Raw genomic sequence first — 19,793 nt, 5'->3', positions numbered from 1 at the left:
CAGAAACTCTAATATTACGATGGCACTTTTTGCGCTTATGTATGCATAGAAGCAGAATTTCTGAGAAATTCTGCTTTCCATATTAGAACAGTGACAATTGGTTTTGATCAGGCAGTGACTCCAGGCAGCCATGGCGATCTAAGTACTCTAAAATCGTTTTTGATACTTTCCCTCTCTTTTGCAAATCTTCTTTTGAGAGGAATTCGCCTTCTTCGCGAGCTTTTACAATGTTCAAAGCAGCGTTCGTCCCTAACCCTGGAATAGAGTTAAACGGCGGAATAAGACTGTTGCCGTCAATAATAAACTCTGTGGCGCTGGAGCGATATAAATCGACTTTTTGGAATGAATAGCCTCTCTCACACATCTCAAGCGCTAATTCTAAAACAGTCAGAAGGTTCTTTTCCTTCGGTGAAGCGTCAAGTCCTTTAGCATTTATATCCTCCATTACCGCTCTGATTGCTGTAGAGCCCTTGATCATTGTATCGATATCAAAGTCATCTGCACGAACGGTAAAATAAGCCGCATAATACAAAAGAGCATGATGCACTTTAAAGTAAGCAATGCGGACTGCCATTAAGACATATGCCGCGGCGTGGGCTTTCGGGAACATGTATTTAATCTTTTTACAAGAATCAATATACCAGTCTGGGACATTGTTATTTTTCATTTCTTCTTCCCATTCAGGCGTTAATCCTTTTCCTTTACGCACGAATTCCATGATTTTAAAGGCAAGGGACGGCTCAAGGCCTTGATAGATTAAATAAACCATAATGTCATCACGGCAGCCGATAACCTCACTCAGCTCACAAATATTATTGTGGATGAGCTCCTGTGCATTGCCAAGCCATACATCAGTTCCGTGAGACAAGCCTGAAATCTGAACGAGCTCAGAAAAAGTGGTCGGCTTTGTATCTTCAAGCATCTGCCGGACAAATCGGGTTCCGAATTCAGGAATTCCAAGAGTGCCCGTTTTACAGCCAATCTGTTCTTCAGTCACACCGAGTGATTCGGTTCCCTGGAAGATCTTCATCACTTCAGGATCATCCGTCGGAATTGTTTTCGGATCTATTCCGCTTAAGTCTTGAAGCATCCGAATAACAGTCGGGTCATCGTGTCCGAGAATATCAAGTTTTAACAGGTTGTCATGGATGGAGTGGAAATCAAAATGAGTCGTTTTCCACTCTGAACCTGTGGCATCTGCCGGGAACTGGATCGGTGAAAAATCATAAATATCCATATAATCCGGAACTACAATAATACCGCCAGGGTGTTGTCCAGTTGTACGTTTTACACCTGTGCATCCCTGTACGAGCCGATCTATTTCGGCACCGCGCATATGAAGATTGTTGTCTCCGGCAAAGCCTTTTACATAACCGTAGGCTGTTTTTTCTGCCACCGTGCCTATTGTTCCCGCACGATATACATTGTCTTCTCCGAACAATACTTTTGTGTAATTGTGTGCTTGCGGCTGATATTCCCCTGAGAAGTTCAAATCGATATCAGGTACTTTGTCCCCTTTAAATCCTAAGAACGTTTCAAATGGAATATCATGGCCGTCTTTTTTCAAAGGCGTTCCGCAATGAGGACATGTCTTGTCAGGTAGGTCAAAACCGGAACCGACAGAACCGTCATTAAAGAACTCAGAATGCTGGCACTCAGGACAAACATAGTGCGGCGGCAGCGGGTTTACCTCAGTAATCTCAGTAAGTGTCGCAACTAATGAAGATCCTACGGAACCACGGGAACCAACGAGATACCCGTCATCTAGTGAACGTTTTACAAGTTTGTGAGAGATCAAGTAAATAACAGCAAATCCGTGGCCAATAATACTCTTTAACTCTTTTTCAATCCGCGCTTCGACAATTTCAGGCAGCTCTTCCCCGTAAATGCTTCTTGCACGCTGATAGCTCATTTCTCTGATCTCTTCATCGGCGCCTTCGATTTTCGGCGTATATAAATCATCTTTAATCGGCTTGATGTCTTCAACTAAAGAAGCAACCTTTTGGGTATTGGTGACTACGATCTCCTTCGCTTTTTCTTCACCTAAGAAAGAAAAAGCTTCAAGCATTTCGTCTGTCGTTCTGAAATGCACTTTCGGCAGTTCATGCCTGTTCAGCGGATTTGCCCCGCCTTGTGAGGATATTAAAATCTTTCTGTAGATTTTATCCTCATCATTCAAGTAATGAACATTTCCCGTAGCAACAACCGGTTTATTAAGCTTTTCCCCCAGCTTCGTGATATTCGCAATAATTTCTTTCAGCGCTTTTTCATCACGGACCAGTTCAAGCTCCAGCAAGTGACGATACACTTCAGGCGGCTGAACCTCAAGGTAATCATAGAATGACGCGATATCTTCCACCTCTTCAGGCGATTTTTGCATCATTCCCTCAAAAACCTCTCCCCTGTCACAGGCAGAACCGATCAGAAGCCCTTCCCTGTATTTCTCAAGCTGAGATCTCGGAATACGCGGCACTCTGTAAAAATAATGAATATGAGAAAGTGACACAAGCTTAAATAAATTTTTAAGTCCCGTGCTGTTCACGGCAAGTAATGTTGCATGATACGGTCTTGATCTTTGATAAGCATTGGACTGACCCATATTTTCATTCAACTCATCATGGTACTGAATGCCTTTTTCAGCTGCGTCTTTCAGCATTTTCAGAAGCAAATAAGCGGTTGCCTCAGTATCATAGATCGCACGGTGATGCTGTGTGAGTTCGATATCAAACTTTTTACAAAGTGTGTTCAACCGGTGGTTCTTAAATTCCGGATAGAGAAAACGTCCAAGCTCAAGCGTATCAATGACTGGGTTTTTAGCTTTATCGACTTCAAGAAGCTTTTTATAGGCTACATTTAAGAATCCCATATCAAAGCTTGCATTATGAGCGACAAGGATATCATCGCCAATCCATTCTCTGAAATCTCTTATTACATCTACGACATCCGGAGCGTCTTGTAGCATATCATCAGTGATCCCTGTCAGCTCTATGATTGTGGCGGAAAGCGGACGATGCGGGTTCGCAAACGCCTCAAATTTATCAATAATTTCTCCGCCTTTTACTTTTACTGCAGCCAGCTCAATAATGGTATCGTATACAGCAGACAATCCTGTCGTCTCAACGTCAAAAACAACATATGTTTCTTCTTCGAGCAGACGATGTGCGGCATTATAAGCAATTGGCACGCCATCATCCACGAGATTCGCTTCCATCCCGTAAATCATTTTAATTCCATGCTTTTTGGCCGCAGAATACGCATCAGGGAAGGATTGAACGACAGCATGGTCGGTCAAAGCGATGGCCTCATGCCCCCATTTTTTCGCCTGTTCGACAAGCTTTCCGATACCCGTAACAGCATCCATTTGGCTCATTGGGGAATGAAGATGCAATTCCACTCTTTTTTCTCCTTCAGGTGCTGAATCTTCACGGGTTTTTGCTTTTATTTCGTTTACGTCATTTGCGATCATGACAAGGTCTCTGACAAATGTATCATTTTGAATGCTTCCGCGTGCTTTTACCCACATTCCTTTTTTCAGAGACTTCATCAGTGCCGCATCTTCTTTTTCACGTGCAAACATTTTGATCAAAATACTATTTGTATAGTCTGTAATTTTGAAGATACACAGCGTGCGCCCGCTCTTTAGCTCGCGCGTCTCCACATCAAACACATAACCTTGGACCGTAATTCTCCGTTCTTCGTCCATGATGCTGTCAAGTGTCCGGATTTCCTCGTTATCTTTAATTTGATAACCGATAACAAGAGGACCAGATGGTGCTTGGTCTTCATCACTTTCTTTATCTTTCTTCTCCATTTCAATCAAGGCCTGCATAGCCCGCTCTTGGTCTTCTGCAAGCTTTTGCTCCCGAAACTTTTGAACTTCCTGCTCGGATACAAATATTTCAGCATCAAGCTGAAGATCCGGAAAGCCAAATTGACGGTAGCCTGCTTGAATCATGGAACTGTATTTGTTCTTTAGCGCAGCCGCTTCTGTATCCGTTTTGGTTTTGACAATCAGTTTATTGCCCTTCAGCTTCGGTTTTTGCTGGTTTAAAAGACTGATAATCGGCGGCGAAATGCCCTGCAGTTCTTCAATGCAGCGTGACCAGTAGTCTTGAACGATACTTTCACTGACCTCGGCATCCTGAACTTCAATTGAAGATGTCACTTTTGCTATGTGGGCAAACGATTGCGTCAGCCTCGTTGTTAATGTGTCATATATTTGAAAAGGCAGCAAAGATTTAAATTGAAAATGAAAATGCCAAGACTTAGAAGCTTTGTGAATTGTCAGCTTTTTAATCTCGCCATGTTCAAAGTATGTCATGAAGGTATCATCTGTCATATTAATCTGCTGCAGAAGAATTTGAAACTGCCTTCTGTTTACTGATAACTGTTCCATTAAGACAGTATCCCTCCCTAAAAACATCATAAGTGAAGGTACCTCAGGCAATGAGGTACCTTCTATTATTTCTATTTTAACATGTTTTTTGATAAATCGTTATGGTGATTACTGCTTGCTGATAAACGCAGATAATTCGTCTACTGAAATCTCAGTTGACTCACCAGTTTGACGAATTTTCACTTCGACGATTCCTTCGTCAGCTCTTTTTCCGACAGTGATGCGGATTGGAAGGCCAATTAGATCTGAATCAGCGAATTTTACGCCGGCACGCTCAGCACGGTCGTCATAGAGCACTTCATAGCCTTCCGCTTTTAAATCGGCATACAGCTTTTCAGCAAGCTCTCTTTGCCCATCGTTTTTCATGTTCAATGCAAGAATATGAAGATCGTACGGGGCAACGCTTTTTGGCCATATTAATCCTTTTTCGTCGTGATGCTGTTCAGCAATAGCAGAAAGCGTTCTTGACACACCGATTCCGTAACAGCCCATCAGCATTGGCTGCGCGCGTCCGTTTTCATCTAAATATGTGGCATTCATCGCTTCTGAATAGCGTGTTCCGAGCTTAAAGACTTGTCCGACTTCGATTCCCTCAGCAAAACGGATCGTTCCCTTGCCGTCTGGTGAAGGATCACCTTCTTTAATAAAACGAAGATCAGCAAATTCTTTAATTTGCGCGTCACGATTCACATTGACATTTTTATAATGATGATCTCCTTCATTTGCCCCGGCAACAGCATTGACCATTGCTTTCACAGCTTGATCGGCATATACTTCCACATCCTGATGAATACCGACAGGGCCTACAAAGCCTGGCTCTGTTCCGAGCTGCTGAATGACCTCTTCATGTGTGGCAAGCTCTACAACTTCTGCATGAAGCAAGTTTTTCACTTTAATATCGTTAACTTCATGATCCCCTCTTACAAGCACTAAGACAAAACGGTCATCAGCTTTAAACAATACTGACTTAATGCACGCTTCAGCCGAAACCTGCAAGAACGCAGTCAGTTCTTCGATTGTTTTCACGTTAGGCGTATGAACCTTCTCTAGAGCTTTAGGCTCTTCATCTGAAGGAACTTCCTGGTGAAGAACTTCAGCCATCTCGATATTAGCCGCGTACTGTGATTCATCAGAATACGCAATCGTATCCTCTCCGATCGCAGAAAGTGCCATAAATTCGTGCGTATCCTTTCCTCCCATTGCGCCTGAATCAGCGATAACAGGTCTTACATTAATGCCGCAGCGGGCAAAAATATTAGAATAGGCCTCGTACATTTTTTGATACGTTTCATCCAGGCTCTCTGCAGATGCATGGAAAGAGTACGCATCCTTCATAATAAATTCGCGGCCTCTTAACAAACCGAAGCGAGGACGTTTTTCATCTCTGAACTTAGACTGAATTTGATAAAGAGTCAGAGGGAGGCGCTTATAAGATTTAACCTCATCGCGAACAAGCGAAGTGATAACCTCTTCATGCGTTGCCCCTAAAGCAAATTCACGGCCATGACGGTCTTTTAGTCTCATCAGTTCGGGACCATACGTATACCATCTGCCTGATTCCTGCCATGTCTCTGCCTGCTGCAATGCGGGCATGAGCATTTCTACGGCATCAATTTTCTCCATTTCTTCTCGAACAATCTGCTGAATGTTTTGAATCACCTTATACGCAAGAGGCATATAGCTGTATACCCCGCTCGTATTCTGTCTGATAAATCCTGCTCTCAGAAGAAGCTGATGACTTTTTGCTTCGGCATCAGCTGGAACTTCACGGAGCGTAGGAATAAGCGTCAAGCTTTGTCTCATTTCTTCGCACCTCTGATTGATTTACTTTTCGTTTACAAAAACAGCCGCTGGATATCGTTCCATGTGACAACCAGCATAAGAAGCATTAAGAAAGCTACTCCGATAAACACAACAAATGCTTCTTTTTCCCTGTTAATCGGTTTGCCCCGAATCGCTTCAATAAATAGAAACAACAGTCTTCCTCCGTCAAGCGCCGGAATCGGAAGCAGGTTGACAATCCCAAGATTAATGCTTAAAAACGCCGCAAACTGAAATAAATTCACGATCCCTGTTTTCGCCACTTGGTCTGTCATGTCATATATGCCGACAGGACCTGACAGCATATCGAGTTTAAATTGGCCTGTTACTAATTTGCTCAGATTGGTTAAAATGGCTTTGGTGACATCAACTGTTGATGTCGCGCCGTAAGCAACCGCTGAGAGTACGCCTTTTTCAGTCGGCGCATAGGAACCGAAACGTCCGATTGTTTTTTTGTTCTCATCTTTAACAGCTTCCGGAGTCACCGAAATATGAAGCGTTTTGTTATCTCTTTTTACTGCAACGTCCATTTCTTTCTCCGGGTTTTCTTTTACAGCGGAGACAATGTCAGTCCAAGACCTCATTTTCTCTCCGTTAATGCTTTGGATATAATCCCCTTCTTTTAGCCCTGCTTCAGCCGCCCGTCCATTGTCTGTCAGCTGCCCGAGCATAGGTTCATTTGACGGTACGCCTTGAATCAGCCCAAGCATCACTAAAATGACGTAAGCTAAAATAAAGTTCATAATCGGCCCTGCAGCAATTGCTTTAATCCGCTGCCACACAGGTTTGGAACCAAATTGGCGATTATACGGCGCAATCTGCACTTCTTCTCCGTCTACAATAAAAAAGGATGTTTCGCTGACAGTAAAGCTGGAAAGTTCGTCCTCTTTCCCCTGTTCATAACCGGTGATCTTCATGTCATGCTCTAGATCCGCTGTTTCCACTTCAATGACTAAAGCATCCGGATATTTTTCCTTTTGATTGATGATGACTTTCTCAACTTGATCTTCCTTATTAAACAGAAGCCCGACCGTGTATCCGGGTTTCACCTCAATCATTTCCGGATCTTCGCCGGCCATACGAACAAATCCGCCGACCGGAAGCAGCCTGATCGTATAAACTGTTTCATTTTTTTTGAAAGAAAAAATCTTTGGACCGAAGCCGATCGCAAATTCACGGCAGAGAATTCCCGCTCTTTGGGCTAGCAATAAATGGCCCAGTTCATGGAAGAAAACGAGCGTTCCGAAAATAATGATAAACGCTATAACTGTATTCACGAACATACCACCTTATGTGAGTATTGAATTGACGTATCCCCGGGTATCTTTGTCCACTTCTTGAATGTCCGCCAGGCTCGGTTTTTTCAGTAATTGATGGCGGGTTAGTGCCTTTTCGATACAGTCTTCAATAGCCAAAAACGGTATCTTGCCAGCTAAAAAGGCAGCGACAGCTACTTCGTTTGCCGCATTTAGCACTGTCGGCATTGTTCCTCCTATTTTACCTGATTCAAAAGCAAATTGTAAGCATCGGAACCTGTCAAAATCAGCTTTCTCAAAATGAAGGCTGCCGATTTCCCATAATTCAAGCCTTTTCGCATCTGGTAATGGCAATCGGTCAGGATAAGTGAGCGCATATTGAATGGGGACTCTCATATCCGGAGTTCCGAGCTGTGCGATCACACTTTTATCATGGAACTCAACCATTGAATGGATGATGCTCTCCTTATGTAAAACCACATCAATTTGTTCATAAGGTATATCGAAAAGCCAGTGTGCCTCGATCACCTCTAATCCCTTATTCATCATTGTAGCCGAATCAATTGTAATTTTTGCACCCATTGACCAGTTTGGATGTTTTAATGCATCTTCAACCGTTACTGATTCGAGCTCCTCCCGTGTCTTGTCCCGAAAACTTCCTCCGGATGCCGTAATGATGAGGCGTTCAATGTTTTTAGCCTGTTCGCCTTGAAGAGCTTGAAAAATGGCTGAATGCTCACTGTCAACAGGCAGCAGCGGAACATCATATTTCTTAGCATGTTCTTTTACTATATGCCCTGCAGTGACAAGAGTTTCCTTATTTGCAAGCGCAATTGTTTTTTTCTGTTCAATTGCCTTTAACGTCGGGATAAGACCGACGCTTCCAAGCAAAGCGTTGACAACAATGTCAACCTCCTCCATTACTGCTGCTTCTATCAGTCCTTCTTCTCCCAGCCCGATTTGGCATTCAAAAGAAAAAGACATTTGTTTTAATTTATGATATGTATCCAGATCACCGACAGAGACAAACTTCGGCTGAAAGACCTCAATCATTGGAACGGCCTTATCAATATTTCTGCCAAACGACATAGATACCAGCTGAAATTGATCTTGATGTGCACGCAGTACATCAAGAGTCTGTTCGCCGATTGATCCTGTTGCTCCTAAAAGACAAATATTTTTCAAAGTTGCCACTACTCCTATTCTTATTGCTGCATGATCAGTCTCATATTCATATTAGACTTTTTTATGAAAAAAGGGCAAGCAGAAAGTACAAGAAAGGCATGACAAACAAGAAACTGTCAAAACGGTCTAATATACCGCCATGCCCGGGAAGAATATTCCCCGAATCCTTTACATCGTAATGTCTTTTCAAGGCGGATTCCACTAAATCTCCAAGTTGTCCGAAAACAGACAAAAACAGCGTGATCAACAGCAGATAGATATATGGGATTGGAAGTTGTGCAACAAGCTGAAAAATCGTCGCCAATACAAGTGCGATGACAATTCCGCCTGCAAACCCTTCCACTGTTTTATTCGGACTGATTTCAGGCCACAGTTTCCGCTTCCCAAGCGATTTACCGACAAAATAGGCACCGGAATCGGTGGACCAAATGACAACACACGCATAAAAAATGTATGTTAATCCGTATTGGTCAAGATTTCTGATTTCGATAAAATAATGAAAACACATTCCGATGTAAATTGCTGCAAGCGTAATAAACCCGACTTCATCAAAAGTAAAGGTGTTCTTGACCAACACTGTGTAAGTCAGCAATAGCAGTACCGCAAATAAAGCGATTTCCATTTTGGAAATCCCGTCCGCTTCAAAAAACGAATACTGGCTTGGCAATAAGAACATCCACAATAATAAAAGACCGATCAAACCCGGCAGTGAAACCAGCTTCAGCTTTTTCATCCGTAAAAGTTCAAAAAGCGCCACACTGCCCATAGCATAAATTAATATGGTGAACGGCAATTTCCCGACAATAACCAAAAATAAAAATACAATTGCTGCCAGAACACCTGTCAAAATTCTTTGTTTCATGTCCACCATCCTCTAAATTCCGCCAAACCTCCGGCCTCTCTGCTGAAACTCTCCTAACGCCTGCAAGAAGTGATCTTCTTTAAAGTCAGGCCACAAGACGTCAGTAAAGACAAATTCACTGTAGGCAACCTGCCATAGCATAAAATTACTCAGCCTTATCTCGCCGCTCGTTCGAATTAAAAGTTCAGGATCCTGCAAAGATTCAGTCATCAAATAAGTAGAAAAAAGCGATTCATCAATGTCTTCAATATTCAAAGAGCCTTCCTTCACTTTTTCCGCGAGTGATTTTGCAGCACTGACAATTTCAGTACGGCCTCCATAGTTAAGAGCAAAATTAAGGATCATTCCGTCGTTTTGCGCCGTGTCCTGTACAGCTTTTTCAATCGCACGTAATGTGTGCGCCGGCAAAGCCGTTTCATCCCCAATGATCCGAACCTGTACATTTTCCTCAACAAGCTCTGGAAGATACGTATTCAAAAATTCTTCCGGAAGCTTCATTAAAAAATCGACTTCCATTTTCGGTCTTTTCCAGTTTTCTGTTGAAAATGCATACAATGTCAGTACTTTGACACCTAATTCGTTTGCGAGCTTCGTGGTCCTTTTTACCACCTTCATCCCTTCATGGTGGCCTGCAATTCTGGGAAGAGAGCGTTTTTTAGCCCAACGGCCATTTCCATCCATGATAATGGCGATGTGTTCGGGAATTTCTCCCTTAAGTATGTCTTCTTTTGTATAACGTTCTAAGTTGGAAGCCGCAGTTTGCTGATTCTTCCAATTTTTGAGTATGTTGAGCATGAGATTCCTCCGTCACCCAAAAAGGTTACATTCCCTGCTGATAATCAATGTAATCAACAGTATTAACAAAAAAACCCCCTGTAAACATGAGAGGGTCTTTTCACTATTATCTATTGTACATAGTTTTTCATTAAACTTCCATGATTTCTTTTTCTTTGTCTTTTGTGACACTGTCAATTTTTGACACATATTCATCTGTCAGTTTTTGAACGTCTTCAGTGGAAGCACGCAGTTCATCCTCAGTAATGTCTCCGTTTTTCTCAAGTTTTTTGAGATCATCGTTAGCATCACGGCGAACGTTACGAACAGCTACTTTTGCTTCTTCAGCATATTTTTTTACAACTTTCACTAATTCTTTCCGTCTCTCTTCTGTTAGTGCCGGAATTGCAATTCGAATCATATTGCCGTCACTTGTTGGTGTAAGACCTAAATCAGCTTTTAAAATCGCTTTTTCGATATCGCCGATTGCTGTTTTGTCGTATGGTGTGATAACGAGCATACGAGCTTCAGGCACGTTAATAGAAGACAACTGATTTAAAGGTGTCTGCGCTCCGTAATATTCAACCGTTACTTTATCTAATAATGATGGATTTGCACGGCCTGCGCGTACAGTAGCCAATTCGCGCTGATAAGCAGCAATTGCTTTTTCCATTTTTTCTTTTGTTTGAGTTAATACTTCTTTTGACACGTTATTTCCCCCTCACGATCGTTCCGATTGATTCACCGATAACGGCACGTTTGATATTTCCTTCTTCCATAATAGAAAAGACGATAAGCGGAATGTCATTGTCCATGCATAAAGAGGAAGCTGTTGAATCCATGACTTCCAGGCCGTCTTTAAGAACGTCAAGATAAGAAAGTGATTCATACTTAACAGCTGATTCATCTTTTCTAGGATCAGCATTATACACACCGTCAACGTTATTTTTAGCCATTAAAATAACGTCTGCCTCAATTTCAGCAGCCCGCAGTGCAGCTGTCGTATCAGTTGAGAAATATGGGTTTCCTGTGCCCGCAGCAAAAATAACGACACGTTTTTTCTCTAAGTGGCGTATCGCTTTTCTTCTTATGTACGGTTCAGCAACTTGTCTCATTTCAATGGATGTTTGCACTCTGGACTGGATTCCGAGTGTTTCCAAGCTGTCTTGCAGAGCAAGCGAATTCATTACTGTCGCCAGCATTCCCATATAGTCAGCAGTCGCGCGGTCCATGCCCAGGTCACTTCCTGTTTTTCCGCGCCATAAGTTGCCGCCGCCTACTACAACAGCCACTTCGACTTCAAGCTCAGCGATTTCTTTCACTTGCTTTGCAATGGATTGAATGACAGTCGGGTTAATTCCATTTCCCTGTTCTCCTGCCAATGCTTCCCCGCTAAGCTTTAATACGATACGTTTGTATTTTGGTTTTTCCATGATAACCTCCAAGTGTAAACATTGCCGTTTTCTATTATGCAAGAGAAAAAAAGGTTTGTAAATATAGTTTTAAAAATAGGGAACACAAAATGTGTCCCCTATACTGCCTGAAAAGACGCGACTTAGCCGCGAAATCTTTTCACCATTATTTTTTCACTTGGTTCATTACTTCTTCAGCAAAGTTTTCTTGACGTTTTTCGATGCCTTCTCCAACTTCATAGCGGACAAAAGTTTGAACAGTAGCGTTTTTCGCTGCAATAACTTGTTTCACTTTTTCATCTGGGTTTTTAACGAACGCTTGGTCTAATAGACAAATTTCTTCGAAGAATTTGTTCAGACGGCCTTCAACCATTTTCGCTACGATGTTTTCAGGTTTGCCTTCTTGGAGGGCTTGCTGAGTTAAGATTTGACGCTCATGATTTGTTTCTTCTTCAGATACTTGATCACGAGAAATGTAACGAGGGTTAACTGCAGCAACGTGCATTGCGATATCTTTCGCAGTTTCTTCATCAGTTGTACCGTTGAGAACAGTTAATACACCGATGCGGCCGCCCATGTGAAGGTACGCACCGAATGCAGAGCTGTCGTCTTTTGTAAGAACTGTAAAGCGGCGAAGAGTGATTTTCTCACCGATTTTAGCAACTGCGCTTGTGATGTACTCTTCAACAGTTGAGCCATTTTCCATTTTTTGGCCCATTGCTTCTTCAACATCAGCTGGCGTGTTTGCAAGAAGGTGGTCAGCTAAAGTGTTAAGAAGCTCTTTAAAACCTTCGTTTTTCGCAACGAAATCAGTTTCAGAGTTTACTTCTAGGATAACGCCTTTGTTGCCGTCAGTTTTAATAAGAGTAGAACCTTCTGCTGCGATACGGTCAGCTTTTTTCGCTGCTTTTGCAATCCCTTTTTCTCTTAAAAGGTCAATTGCTTTGTCCATATCTCCGTCAGTTTCAGTTAACGCTTTTTTACAATCCATCATGCCCGCGCCAGTTTTTTCACGCAGTTCTTTTACTTGCTGTGCAGTAATTGCCATTTGTATTCCTCCTTATATGTTTAAACAAGAGTATGTATATTACACATTTTTCTTGAAAAAAGGTGATAAAAGGCAGTCCCTCTTATCACCTTTTGAATAGGTTACGCAGTTGTTGTTTCTGTTTCTGGTGCAGTTTCTTCAGCAACTTCCGCTTCTTCTTCGCCTTGCTTCGCTTCTAAGATTGCATCTGCCATTTTAGAAGTTAGAAGTTTAACAGCGCGGATAGCGTCATCGTTCGCTGGGATAACAACATCGATTTCATCTGGATCACAGTTAGTATCTACGATACCGATGATAGGGATGTTTAATTTGCGAGCTTCCGCAACAGCGATGCGCTCTTTGCGAGGATCGATGATGAATAATGCATCAGGAAGATCCTTCATATCTTTAATTCCGCCTAGGAATTTTTCAAGACGCTCTAATTCTTTTTTCAATTGAACGACTTCTTTTTTAGGAAGTACATCAAACGTACCGTTTTCTTGCATTTTTTCAATGTCTTTAAGACGTTTAATACGTTTTTGGATTGTTTCAAAGTTTGTTAATGTACCGCCCAACCAGCGTTGGTTGACATAGTACATGCCAGAGCGTTGAGCTTCTTCTTTAACAGAATCTTGAGCTTGTTTTTTTGTTCCGACGAAAAGGATTTTTCCGCCTTCAGCAGCAAGATTTTTAGTGAAGTTGTAAGCTTCCTCTACTTTTTTGACTGTTTTTTGAAGGTCAATGATGTAGATTCCGTTACGCTCCGTGAAAATGTAACGCTTCATTTTTGGGTTCCAACGGCGTGTTTGGTGACCGAAGTGAACACCAGCTTCAAGCAATTGCTTCATAGAAATGACTGACATGTTATTTCCTCCTAATATAATGGTTTTTTTCCTCCGCTTAGGTCATTTTTGTGCAGAACTGCCGCCTGCAGCACCCTCTGCATAAATCGTTAAGCGTGTGTATTTAACACCAAGACATAATATAACACAGCTTTATCCGACAATCAAGAATCCTTTACACCTTTGGAGCGAAATTTTAAAAATAGCTCGATTTCTGTCTTTCCGCTCTTCATTTTCTGGGCAATTTGACTTGCCGAATATCCCTGTTCATATAATTCTATGACCTGGTCTTCAAATGATTGGACCTCACTGTTTACGATCTCTTCCCGACGGTCAACCTCTGTAATCAGACCTTCAATATGTTCAGGAAGATTCTCTGCCTCTTGAACTGGATCCCGCTCTTGATATGTTTCAGAGTGCTGAAGGCCTGGCTTTTGGGATTCTTCATCGGATTGACTTGCAGGTGAAGCTTTATATTCTATCAGTTTCTCATTTTCTTCTTTTAATTCAAGCAGAAATGCCGCCAAGGTGTTTTCCGTCTCTTCAAGTATCTGTTTTTGCTGTTTTTCTGTTTCTTTCACTGCAGCGAGCCTCGTATACAGGATAATGACAGCGTACAGAAGAACGCCGTGGAGCGTAAAGCTTAAAAGCCATAATAGTGTTGACATGTTTTTCACTCGCTAACCATGAAATTCATTATTGTATCACTTTTTCCAGCAGATTCTTTAATTTAAATAATGCCTTTGAATGGATCTGAGATATGCGGGACGTAGAAAGATTTAATACTTGTCCGATTTCTGTCAGTGTCAACTCCTCTTTGTAGAACAAACTGACAACCAGCTGTTCTTTTTCAGAGAGTTCGTGAATTTTTTCCGCAAGCTGTGCAATCAGTTCATCCTTCATAATCTTTTCTTCAGGCGGAACATTTTTGTCATCTCTGATCATGACTTGAATGTTTTCCCCGTCATCTTGATCATGGAGCTTTTCATCAATTGACAGCAGATTTGCAAAAAAACCTTCATTCATTGTTGACACGACATCCTGTACCGTCATTCCGAGTTCCTCTGCAATTTCCGCGGGCGATACATTCCGAAGATACCGCTGTTCAAGCTTTTCAATTGCCGCTTCAACCTTCTTTGTTTTTTCGCGCGAGGTTCTGGGCAGCCAATCTTCTTTGCGAAGCCCGTCTATGATTGCGCCGCGAATTCTAAACGAGGCGTAGGTATCAAATTTTAAGTCCCGGCTGGGGTCAAATTTTTCAAGGGCATCATATAAACCAAGCATACCAAGGCTCATAAGATCGTCTTTATGCACTGATTTCGGCAGCCCGACAGAAATTCTGCCTACATGATATGTGACAAGCGGCATGTAACGGCGCATTAAGTCGTCACCGGCTTTAGGATCTTTCCACTCTTTCCAGCGCGTCCAAAGCACCTGATCTTCATAATTCAAGGATTGCATTGTTATCCCCCTAATACCTTAATTAAATCGTTTTTTCACCTTGTTTAACAGTTCGAATATGCAGCATGCAGGACTTCGGTTCAAATTCTATCGTCCGGCCGCTTGAGCCGCCCGTATCTTCACTAATAATAGGAATATTAAATAAAGACAGCTGTTCTTTTATCGCTAATACATTTCTCGGTCCGATCTTCATCAAATCATTTGTCGATTTAAATTTAAACATCTCTGATCCGCCGGCCAGCTTTGCTTTTAATGCAAATTTCCGGCATCCCGCTTCTATCAGCATATCAATCGTGGTCTTTACGGCGGTGTCAGCGTACTTAGCCCGGTTGAGCTCGACAGTTTTCGATAACGTCGAATCCGGAAGCATGACATGAACAAGACCCGCCGTTTGCTTTTCTTTATCATAAAGCACCAGCCCCACACATGAGCCCAACCCAGAGGTCCGAATGGTATCCGGGAAGCGGGCGATCTTCACGTCAGCAATCCCAACCTTTATAACAACAGCCTCAGTTGTACTCATAATGATGCACCTAAGGCGACAAAGAGCTTTTCAAATGAATCATAGTCCGGCAGCATAAACATATGCGCTTTCAGCTCCTGCTGATGGCTTTGGTCAAAAATTGACGTGTCGACAACAATGGCGTGTTCTCCAACCTGACTGAGCTCCATCAGCCCTTCGCTGATCACAGCTCCGAACATGTCCAATGAGACTTCAGGAACACTTGGATAGAGCTGGAGTTTCGTCAAATCTGCCAAAGCGGTTAAATATGACCCCGCTAAAATATTGCCCAGTTCATGCAAAGCGGATGAGCTCATGTGGTCTTCACCTAAGTCCTCTATGTCAAAATCGGGGTTTCCAATCAGCTCTCTGATAAACTGCTCCGCCTGAAAAAAAGGCATTATAAAGAACATTGAACCCGTTAAATCGCCTTCCATTCTTAAAAAGATGCTGGCAACCGGGACATCGGCGCCGCCGAAAAAATCAACAAGCTCATCAAAAGACAGCAGCTTTGCAAATGGGACTTCCATATCTATCTTTCTATTTAACAGCTGGGCCATTGCAGAGGCGGAGTGGCCGGCGCCTATATTGCCGACTTCCCGCAAAATGTCCATCTGCTCTTCTTTGATTCCATTAAAAATACTCATGTCATAACCCCTTTAAGATTAAGCTTGATCGGGCACAGCGGACTGAGATGATTCTTTATCCAAAACCGCGTTCGCATCAATAATATTTAAGAGTCTGTTCTCTTGTTTCACAATCTGTTCGATCGACACATCCGTATCTTTCTGAACGCCTTCTGGAGCAGATTCTATTTCACTTTCGTGTACGGTAATCACATCATTCGCTTCATCCACAATCCAGCCGACTTCAATATCACGATAAGCAATAATGATAATTCGTGTTTCATCGGTAATTTCATACTCTGGCAAATTCAGGCGTTTTCTTAAATCAATAACCGGAGTCACCACCCCGCGTAAATTGATTACCCCGCAAATATACGGTTCGACGCCAGGTACCCTCGTTGGCTTTTGCCATTTTTCAATTGATTTCACCTGAGTGACGGAAATGGCATATTCTTTGCCATTTACCATAAAGACTATCATTTTTTCGCCTGTTTTAATTTCTGCAGTCATGTGAGACACCTCCTCGAATGGTTAAATAATCAGTGCATTACAATCAATAATGAGCGCTACTTCTCCGTCTCCTAAAATAGTAGCTCCGGAAATTGCAAAGACGTTTGTTAAATAATCTCCGAGTGATTTCAGCACAACTTCCTGCTGGCCAATAAAGGAGTCCACCACAAATGCAGTAGGTTTGTCGCCTTTTTTCACGACAATGATATGGAGCTGTTCCGCATCTTTTCTTGTATCTTCTATTTTAAACTCTTCTTTTAAATAAACGACAGGGACAATATGCCCTCTAAAGTCAATCACTTCACGGTCATGCGTTTGCAAAATGTCTTTTCTGTCAATAACTGCTGTCTCAATGATTGAAGAAATCGGAATGGCAAATGTCTCTTCTTCCAACTTAATCAGCAGAACTGAAATAATAGACAAGGTAAGCGGCAGCTGGATGCTGAATAGAGAGCCTTGACCCTCGGCTGATTTCACACTGACTGAACCGCCAAGAGACTCCAGTTTGTTTTTTACAACGTCAAGTCCTACACCGCGGCCGGAAATATCAGAAATTTGGTCAGCAGTTGAGAACCCCGGAGCAAAAATCAATTCGTAAATTTGGTTGTCTTCTAAGGTTTCAGCTTCTTTTTCCGTTATGACCCCGCGCTCAAGCGCTTTTTCCAGAATTTTTTTGCGATTAAGGCCTGCGCCGTCATCCTCTACTTCGATAAAGACATGGTTGCCGCTGTGATAAGCTTTAAGCACAACTTTTCCTGATTCCGGTTTTCCCTTTTGCAAACGTGTTTCCGGCGCCTCGATACCATGGTCAATACTGTTTCTGATCAAGTGAACGAGTGGATCTCCGATTTCATCAATTACTGTACGATCCAGTTCAGTTTCCGCACCGATGATCGAGAGTTCAATTTTTTTATTCAGCTCTTTCTGAAGCTGGCGAATCATTCTCGGGAATCTGTTAAAAACGGTTTCAACCGGGACCATTCTCATATTCAGAATAATCGATTGCAAATCTCCGGAAATTCTCGTCATTCGTTCAACCGTTTCAGTCAGTTCATTGTGCTCAAGCTCTTTCGCAATCTGCTCGAGCCGCCCGCGGTCAATGACAAGCTCTTCAAATAAGTTCATTAAAGAATCAAGCCTGTCAATGTTGACACGAATTGTTTTAGATCCGCCGGCTGAATGCTTCGCCTGTTCATCGTTTTTAGCAGTCTGTTTTTGTTTCTCCTGCTTCGCAGGTACAGCTGCTGCTGGTGAATCTTCTTGCTTAGATTCTTCAGGCTTTTCAGCAGATGTTAAAGGAGCCCCTTGAATGACTTCAACATGCTCAATTTCCGACACGCCATTGATTAATTGTTCAATGTCTTCCGCTGATTGATGTGTTAAGAAACAAACTTGAAAGTCAGTTCCAAAATCTTCTGTTTCAAGCACTTCAGCACTTGGAATTGTTTTGGCTACTTCTCCGACTTCATTTAGTTTTTCAAACACCATATAGACACGAACTGCTTTTAACATACAGTTTTCGTTCAGAGAAATCTTGATTTCATATCGTTTGAAGCCTTGCTCCTCCGCTTCTTGTATAACTGTGCGTTCAAATTCATCATATTCCCAATCAGATGCTGAACTCTGTGCTTCTGCAGGTTCCGCGGAGGCGGCGGATTCAGCGTGCGCACCATTCACATCAAGCTTGGCACTCACTTCTGAAATATCTCTTTTACCATCCCCGCCATCAATAATAGACTGAACCATTGCTTCCAGGTGATCCAGAGCTTCAAACAAAATATCCAGCCAGTCTGAGGTGACTTCCATGTCTCCGTTTCGGATTGCATCCAGCACGTTTTCAAGCAGATGGGTAAGATGTGCTAAATCCGTGTAGCCCATCGTTGCGCTCATTCCTTTTAATGTATGGGCAGCCCTGAATATATCATGTACGAGCTGAAGATCAGTCGGGTCTTTCTCTAAAAGAAGAAGCTTTTCATTACATGTTTGTAAATGTTCTTTACTCTCATCAATAAAGACATCTAAATACTGATTCATATCCATTTGAATCACACCCTCTCTTTTTTCACACAGCTTGTGATGGATGCTGCGATATCTTCCACATGTTTAATCTCATGAATGAGACCCGCTTTAACAGCAGCTTTTGGCATCCCGTATACGACACAAGATTCTTCAGACTCCGCAATGGCTTTCACATTGCCGGCTGTTAGCATGTCCTTTAGCCCAGCAGTGCCGTCACTGCCCATTCCGGTCATGATAACCGCTACTTTTTCATAATCTGTCAGTTTCCCGACAGAACGGAATAAATAATCAGCAGATGGTTTATGACGGCTTGGTGTGTCATGGTTATCAAGCACAATCTGGAGTCCTTCGCTGTTTTTAATAACGGATATGTTTTTTCCGCCCGGTGCTATGTAAACACAGCCGTTAAGAGCTGCTTCACCATCTTTTGCTTCTTTTACCTGAATGTCAGATAAATGATTCAGCCGATCAGCCAAAGAAGCAGTAAACCCTTCAGGCATGTGCTGAACGACAACCACTGGTGCGTTCAAATCCTTAGGGAGCTTCGGTATCACCTTTTGTAACGCCCGTGGACCGCCTGTTGATGTGCCGATACACACAATTTGTCTGCCCGTGCCAGGTTTCGGTTTGCTTAATTCAGGCTTAGCGACAGCACGCACAATAGGTTCGGGCCGAACTGTCTGGGAAACAGGACGTTTCCGCTTGCCGGAAAGTCCTGCCGCGACGACACGCTCAACTAATTGTTCTTTAATTTTGTATAGATCCAGAGATATTGAGCCTGATGGCTTTGTGATAAAGTCAAAGGCACCGATCTCCAAACAATTAATTGTGCATTCTTTACCTTTCTCGGTCTGGCTAGACACCATAATGACCGGCAAGTTATAAATCTCAATAATTTTGCGGAGCGTATCTGTCCCATTCATGACCGGCATTTCAACATCAAGAGTAATAACATCCGGTTTTAATAATTCAATCTTCTTAAGCGCTTCTTCTCCGTTTCTCGCAGTTCCGATTACTTCTATCTGCTTTTCCTCGGTCAGAAAATCACTTATCATTTTTCTCATAAAAGCTGAATCATCAACTACAAGCACACGAATCAA

At 42.5% G+C, this 19,793-nt stretch carries 17 protein-coding genes; all 17 read right to left on the bottom strand.

What is annotated here, in order from left to right:
• Positions 1-82: 82 nt before the first annotated feature.
• The 17 genes from NYE56_RS08445 to cheB all read right to left on the bottom strand — a co-directional run bounded on the left by NYE56_RS08445 (position 83) and on the right by cheB (position 19,793).
• On the bottom strand, positions 83-4,396 hold the full coding sequence (locus NYE56_RS08445; RefSeq protein ID WP_341283709.1) for a PolC-type DNA polymerase III: 4,314 nt from the start codon (positions 4,394-4,396) through the stop codon (positions 83-85).
• A 108-nt stretch (positions 4,397-4,504) separates the two neighbouring features.
• Positions 4,505-6,199 carry a proline--tRNA ligase gene (proS, locus tag NYE56_RS08440; RefSeq protein WP_003231918.1) on the bottom strand — a complete coding sequence of 565 codons (1,695 nt, stop codon included), beginning with the start codon at positions 6,197-6,199 and terminating at the stop codon, positions 4,505-4,507.
• A gap of 32 nt (positions 6,200-6,231) precedes the next feature.
• Positions 6,232-7,500 (bottom strand): RIP metalloprotease RseP, encoded by a 1,269-nt coding sequence (gene rseP / locus NYE56_RS08435; protein WP_010886508.1) that lies wholly within the window; start codon positions 7,498-7,500, stop codon positions 6,232-6,234.
• Positions 7,501-7,506: 6 nt separating this feature from the next.
• Positions 7,507-8,658, bottom strand: coding sequence for a 1-deoxy-D-xylulose-5-phosphate reductoisomerase (gene dxr / locus NYE56_RS08430; protein ID WP_003245155.1), 1,152 nt, complete (start codon positions 8,656-8,658; stop codon positions 7,507-7,509).
• 61 nt (positions 8,659-8,719) lie between these two features.
• On the bottom strand, positions 8,720-9,529 hold the full coding sequence (cdsA, locus tag NYE56_RS08425) for a phosphatidate cytidylyltransferase (RefSeq protein WP_003231924.1): 810 nt from the start codon (positions 9,527-9,529) through the stop codon (positions 8,720-8,722).
• Positions 9,530-9,532: 3 nt separating this feature from the next.
• Positions 9,533-10,315, bottom strand: a complete 783-nt coding sequence (locus tag NYE56_RS08420) for an isoprenyl transferase (protein ID WP_003231925.1) — start codon at positions 10,313-10,315, stop codon at positions 9,533-9,535.
• Positions 10,316-10,445: 130 nt separating this feature from the next.
• Complete coding sequence (frr, locus tag NYE56_RS08415) at positions 10,446-11,003, bottom strand: ribosome recycling factor (RefSeq protein WP_003231927.1); 558 nt, start codon at positions 11,001-11,003, stop codon at positions 10,446-10,448.
• A gap of 1 nt (position 11,004) precedes the next feature.
• Positions 11,005-11,727 carry a UMP kinase gene (gene pyrH / locus NYE56_RS08410; RefSeq protein WP_003220923.1) on the bottom strand — a complete coding sequence of 241 codons (723 nt, stop codon included), beginning with the start codon at positions 11,725-11,727 and terminating at the stop codon, positions 11,005-11,007.
• A 145-nt stretch (positions 11,728-11,872) separates the two neighbouring features.
• Positions 11,873-12,754: a translation elongation factor Ts gene (tsf, locus tag NYE56_RS08405; protein ID WP_003231929.1), complete on the bottom strand. Its 882-nt coding sequence runs from the start codon at positions 12,752-12,754 to the stop codon at positions 11,873-11,875.
• A 101-nt stretch (positions 12,755-12,855) separates the two neighbouring features.
• Positions 12,856-13,596 (bottom strand): 30S ribosomal protein S2, encoded by a 741-nt coding sequence (gene rpsB / locus NYE56_RS08400; RefSeq protein WP_003220918.1) that lies wholly within the window; start codon positions 13,594-13,596, stop codon positions 12,856-12,858.
• Positions 13,597-13,739: 143 nt separating this feature from the next.
• On the bottom strand, positions 13,740-14,243 hold the full coding sequence (gene swrB / locus NYE56_RS08395; protein ID WP_341283708.1) for a swarming motility protein SwrB: 504 nt from the start codon (positions 14,241-14,243) through the stop codon (positions 13,740-13,742).
• 28 nt (positions 14,244-14,271) lie between these two features.
• Positions 14,272-15,036 (bottom strand): RNA polymerase sigma-28 factor SigD, encoded by a 765-nt coding sequence (sigD, locus tag NYE56_RS08390; protein ID WP_003220911.1) that lies wholly within the window; start codon positions 15,034-15,036, stop codon positions 14,272-14,274.
• A 22-nt stretch (positions 15,037-15,058) separates the two neighbouring features.
• Positions 15,059-15,559 carry a chemoreceptor glutamine deamidase CheD gene (gene cheD / locus NYE56_RS08385; RefSeq protein WP_268555210.1) on the bottom strand — a complete coding sequence of 167 codons (501 nt, stop codon included), beginning with the start codon at positions 15,557-15,559 and terminating at the stop codon, positions 15,059-15,061.
• Positions 15,556-16,185: a CheY-P phosphatase CheC gene (gene cheC, locus NYE56_RS08380; protein WP_003231935.1), complete on the bottom strand. Its 630-nt coding sequence runs from the start codon at positions 16,183-16,185 to the stop codon at positions 15,556-15,558. The genes cheD and cheC overlap by 4 nt, the downstream gene beginning before the upstream one ends.
• 18 nt (positions 16,186-16,203) lie before the next feature.
• Positions 16,204-16,674, bottom strand: coding sequence for a chemotaxis protein CheW (cheW, locus tag NYE56_RS08375; protein WP_003231938.1), 471 nt, complete (start codon positions 16,672-16,674; stop codon positions 16,204-16,206).
• A 21-nt stretch (positions 16,675-16,695) separates the two neighbouring features.
• Positions 16,696-18,714: a chemotaxis protein CheA gene (gene cheA, locus NYE56_RS08370; protein WP_341283707.1), complete on the bottom strand. Its 2,019-nt coding sequence runs from the start codon at positions 18,712-18,714 to the stop codon at positions 16,696-16,698.
• 5 nt (positions 18,715-18,719) lie between these two features.
• Positions 18,720-19,793, bottom strand: a complete 1,074-nt coding sequence (gene cheB / locus NYE56_RS08365; protein ID WP_341283706.1) for a protein-glutamate O-methylesterase CheB — start codon at positions 19,791-19,793, stop codon at positions 18,720-18,722.

Source organism: Bacillus sp. FSL R5-0603, from assembly GCF_038050295.1.
In the GTDB taxonomy this organism is placed as follows: Bacteria; Bacillota; Bacilli; order Bacillales; family Bacillaceae; genus Bacillus; species Bacillus subtilis.
Note: the sequence above shows the minus strand (reverse complement) of the source record. Positions and strands in the feature narration are given on the sequence as shown.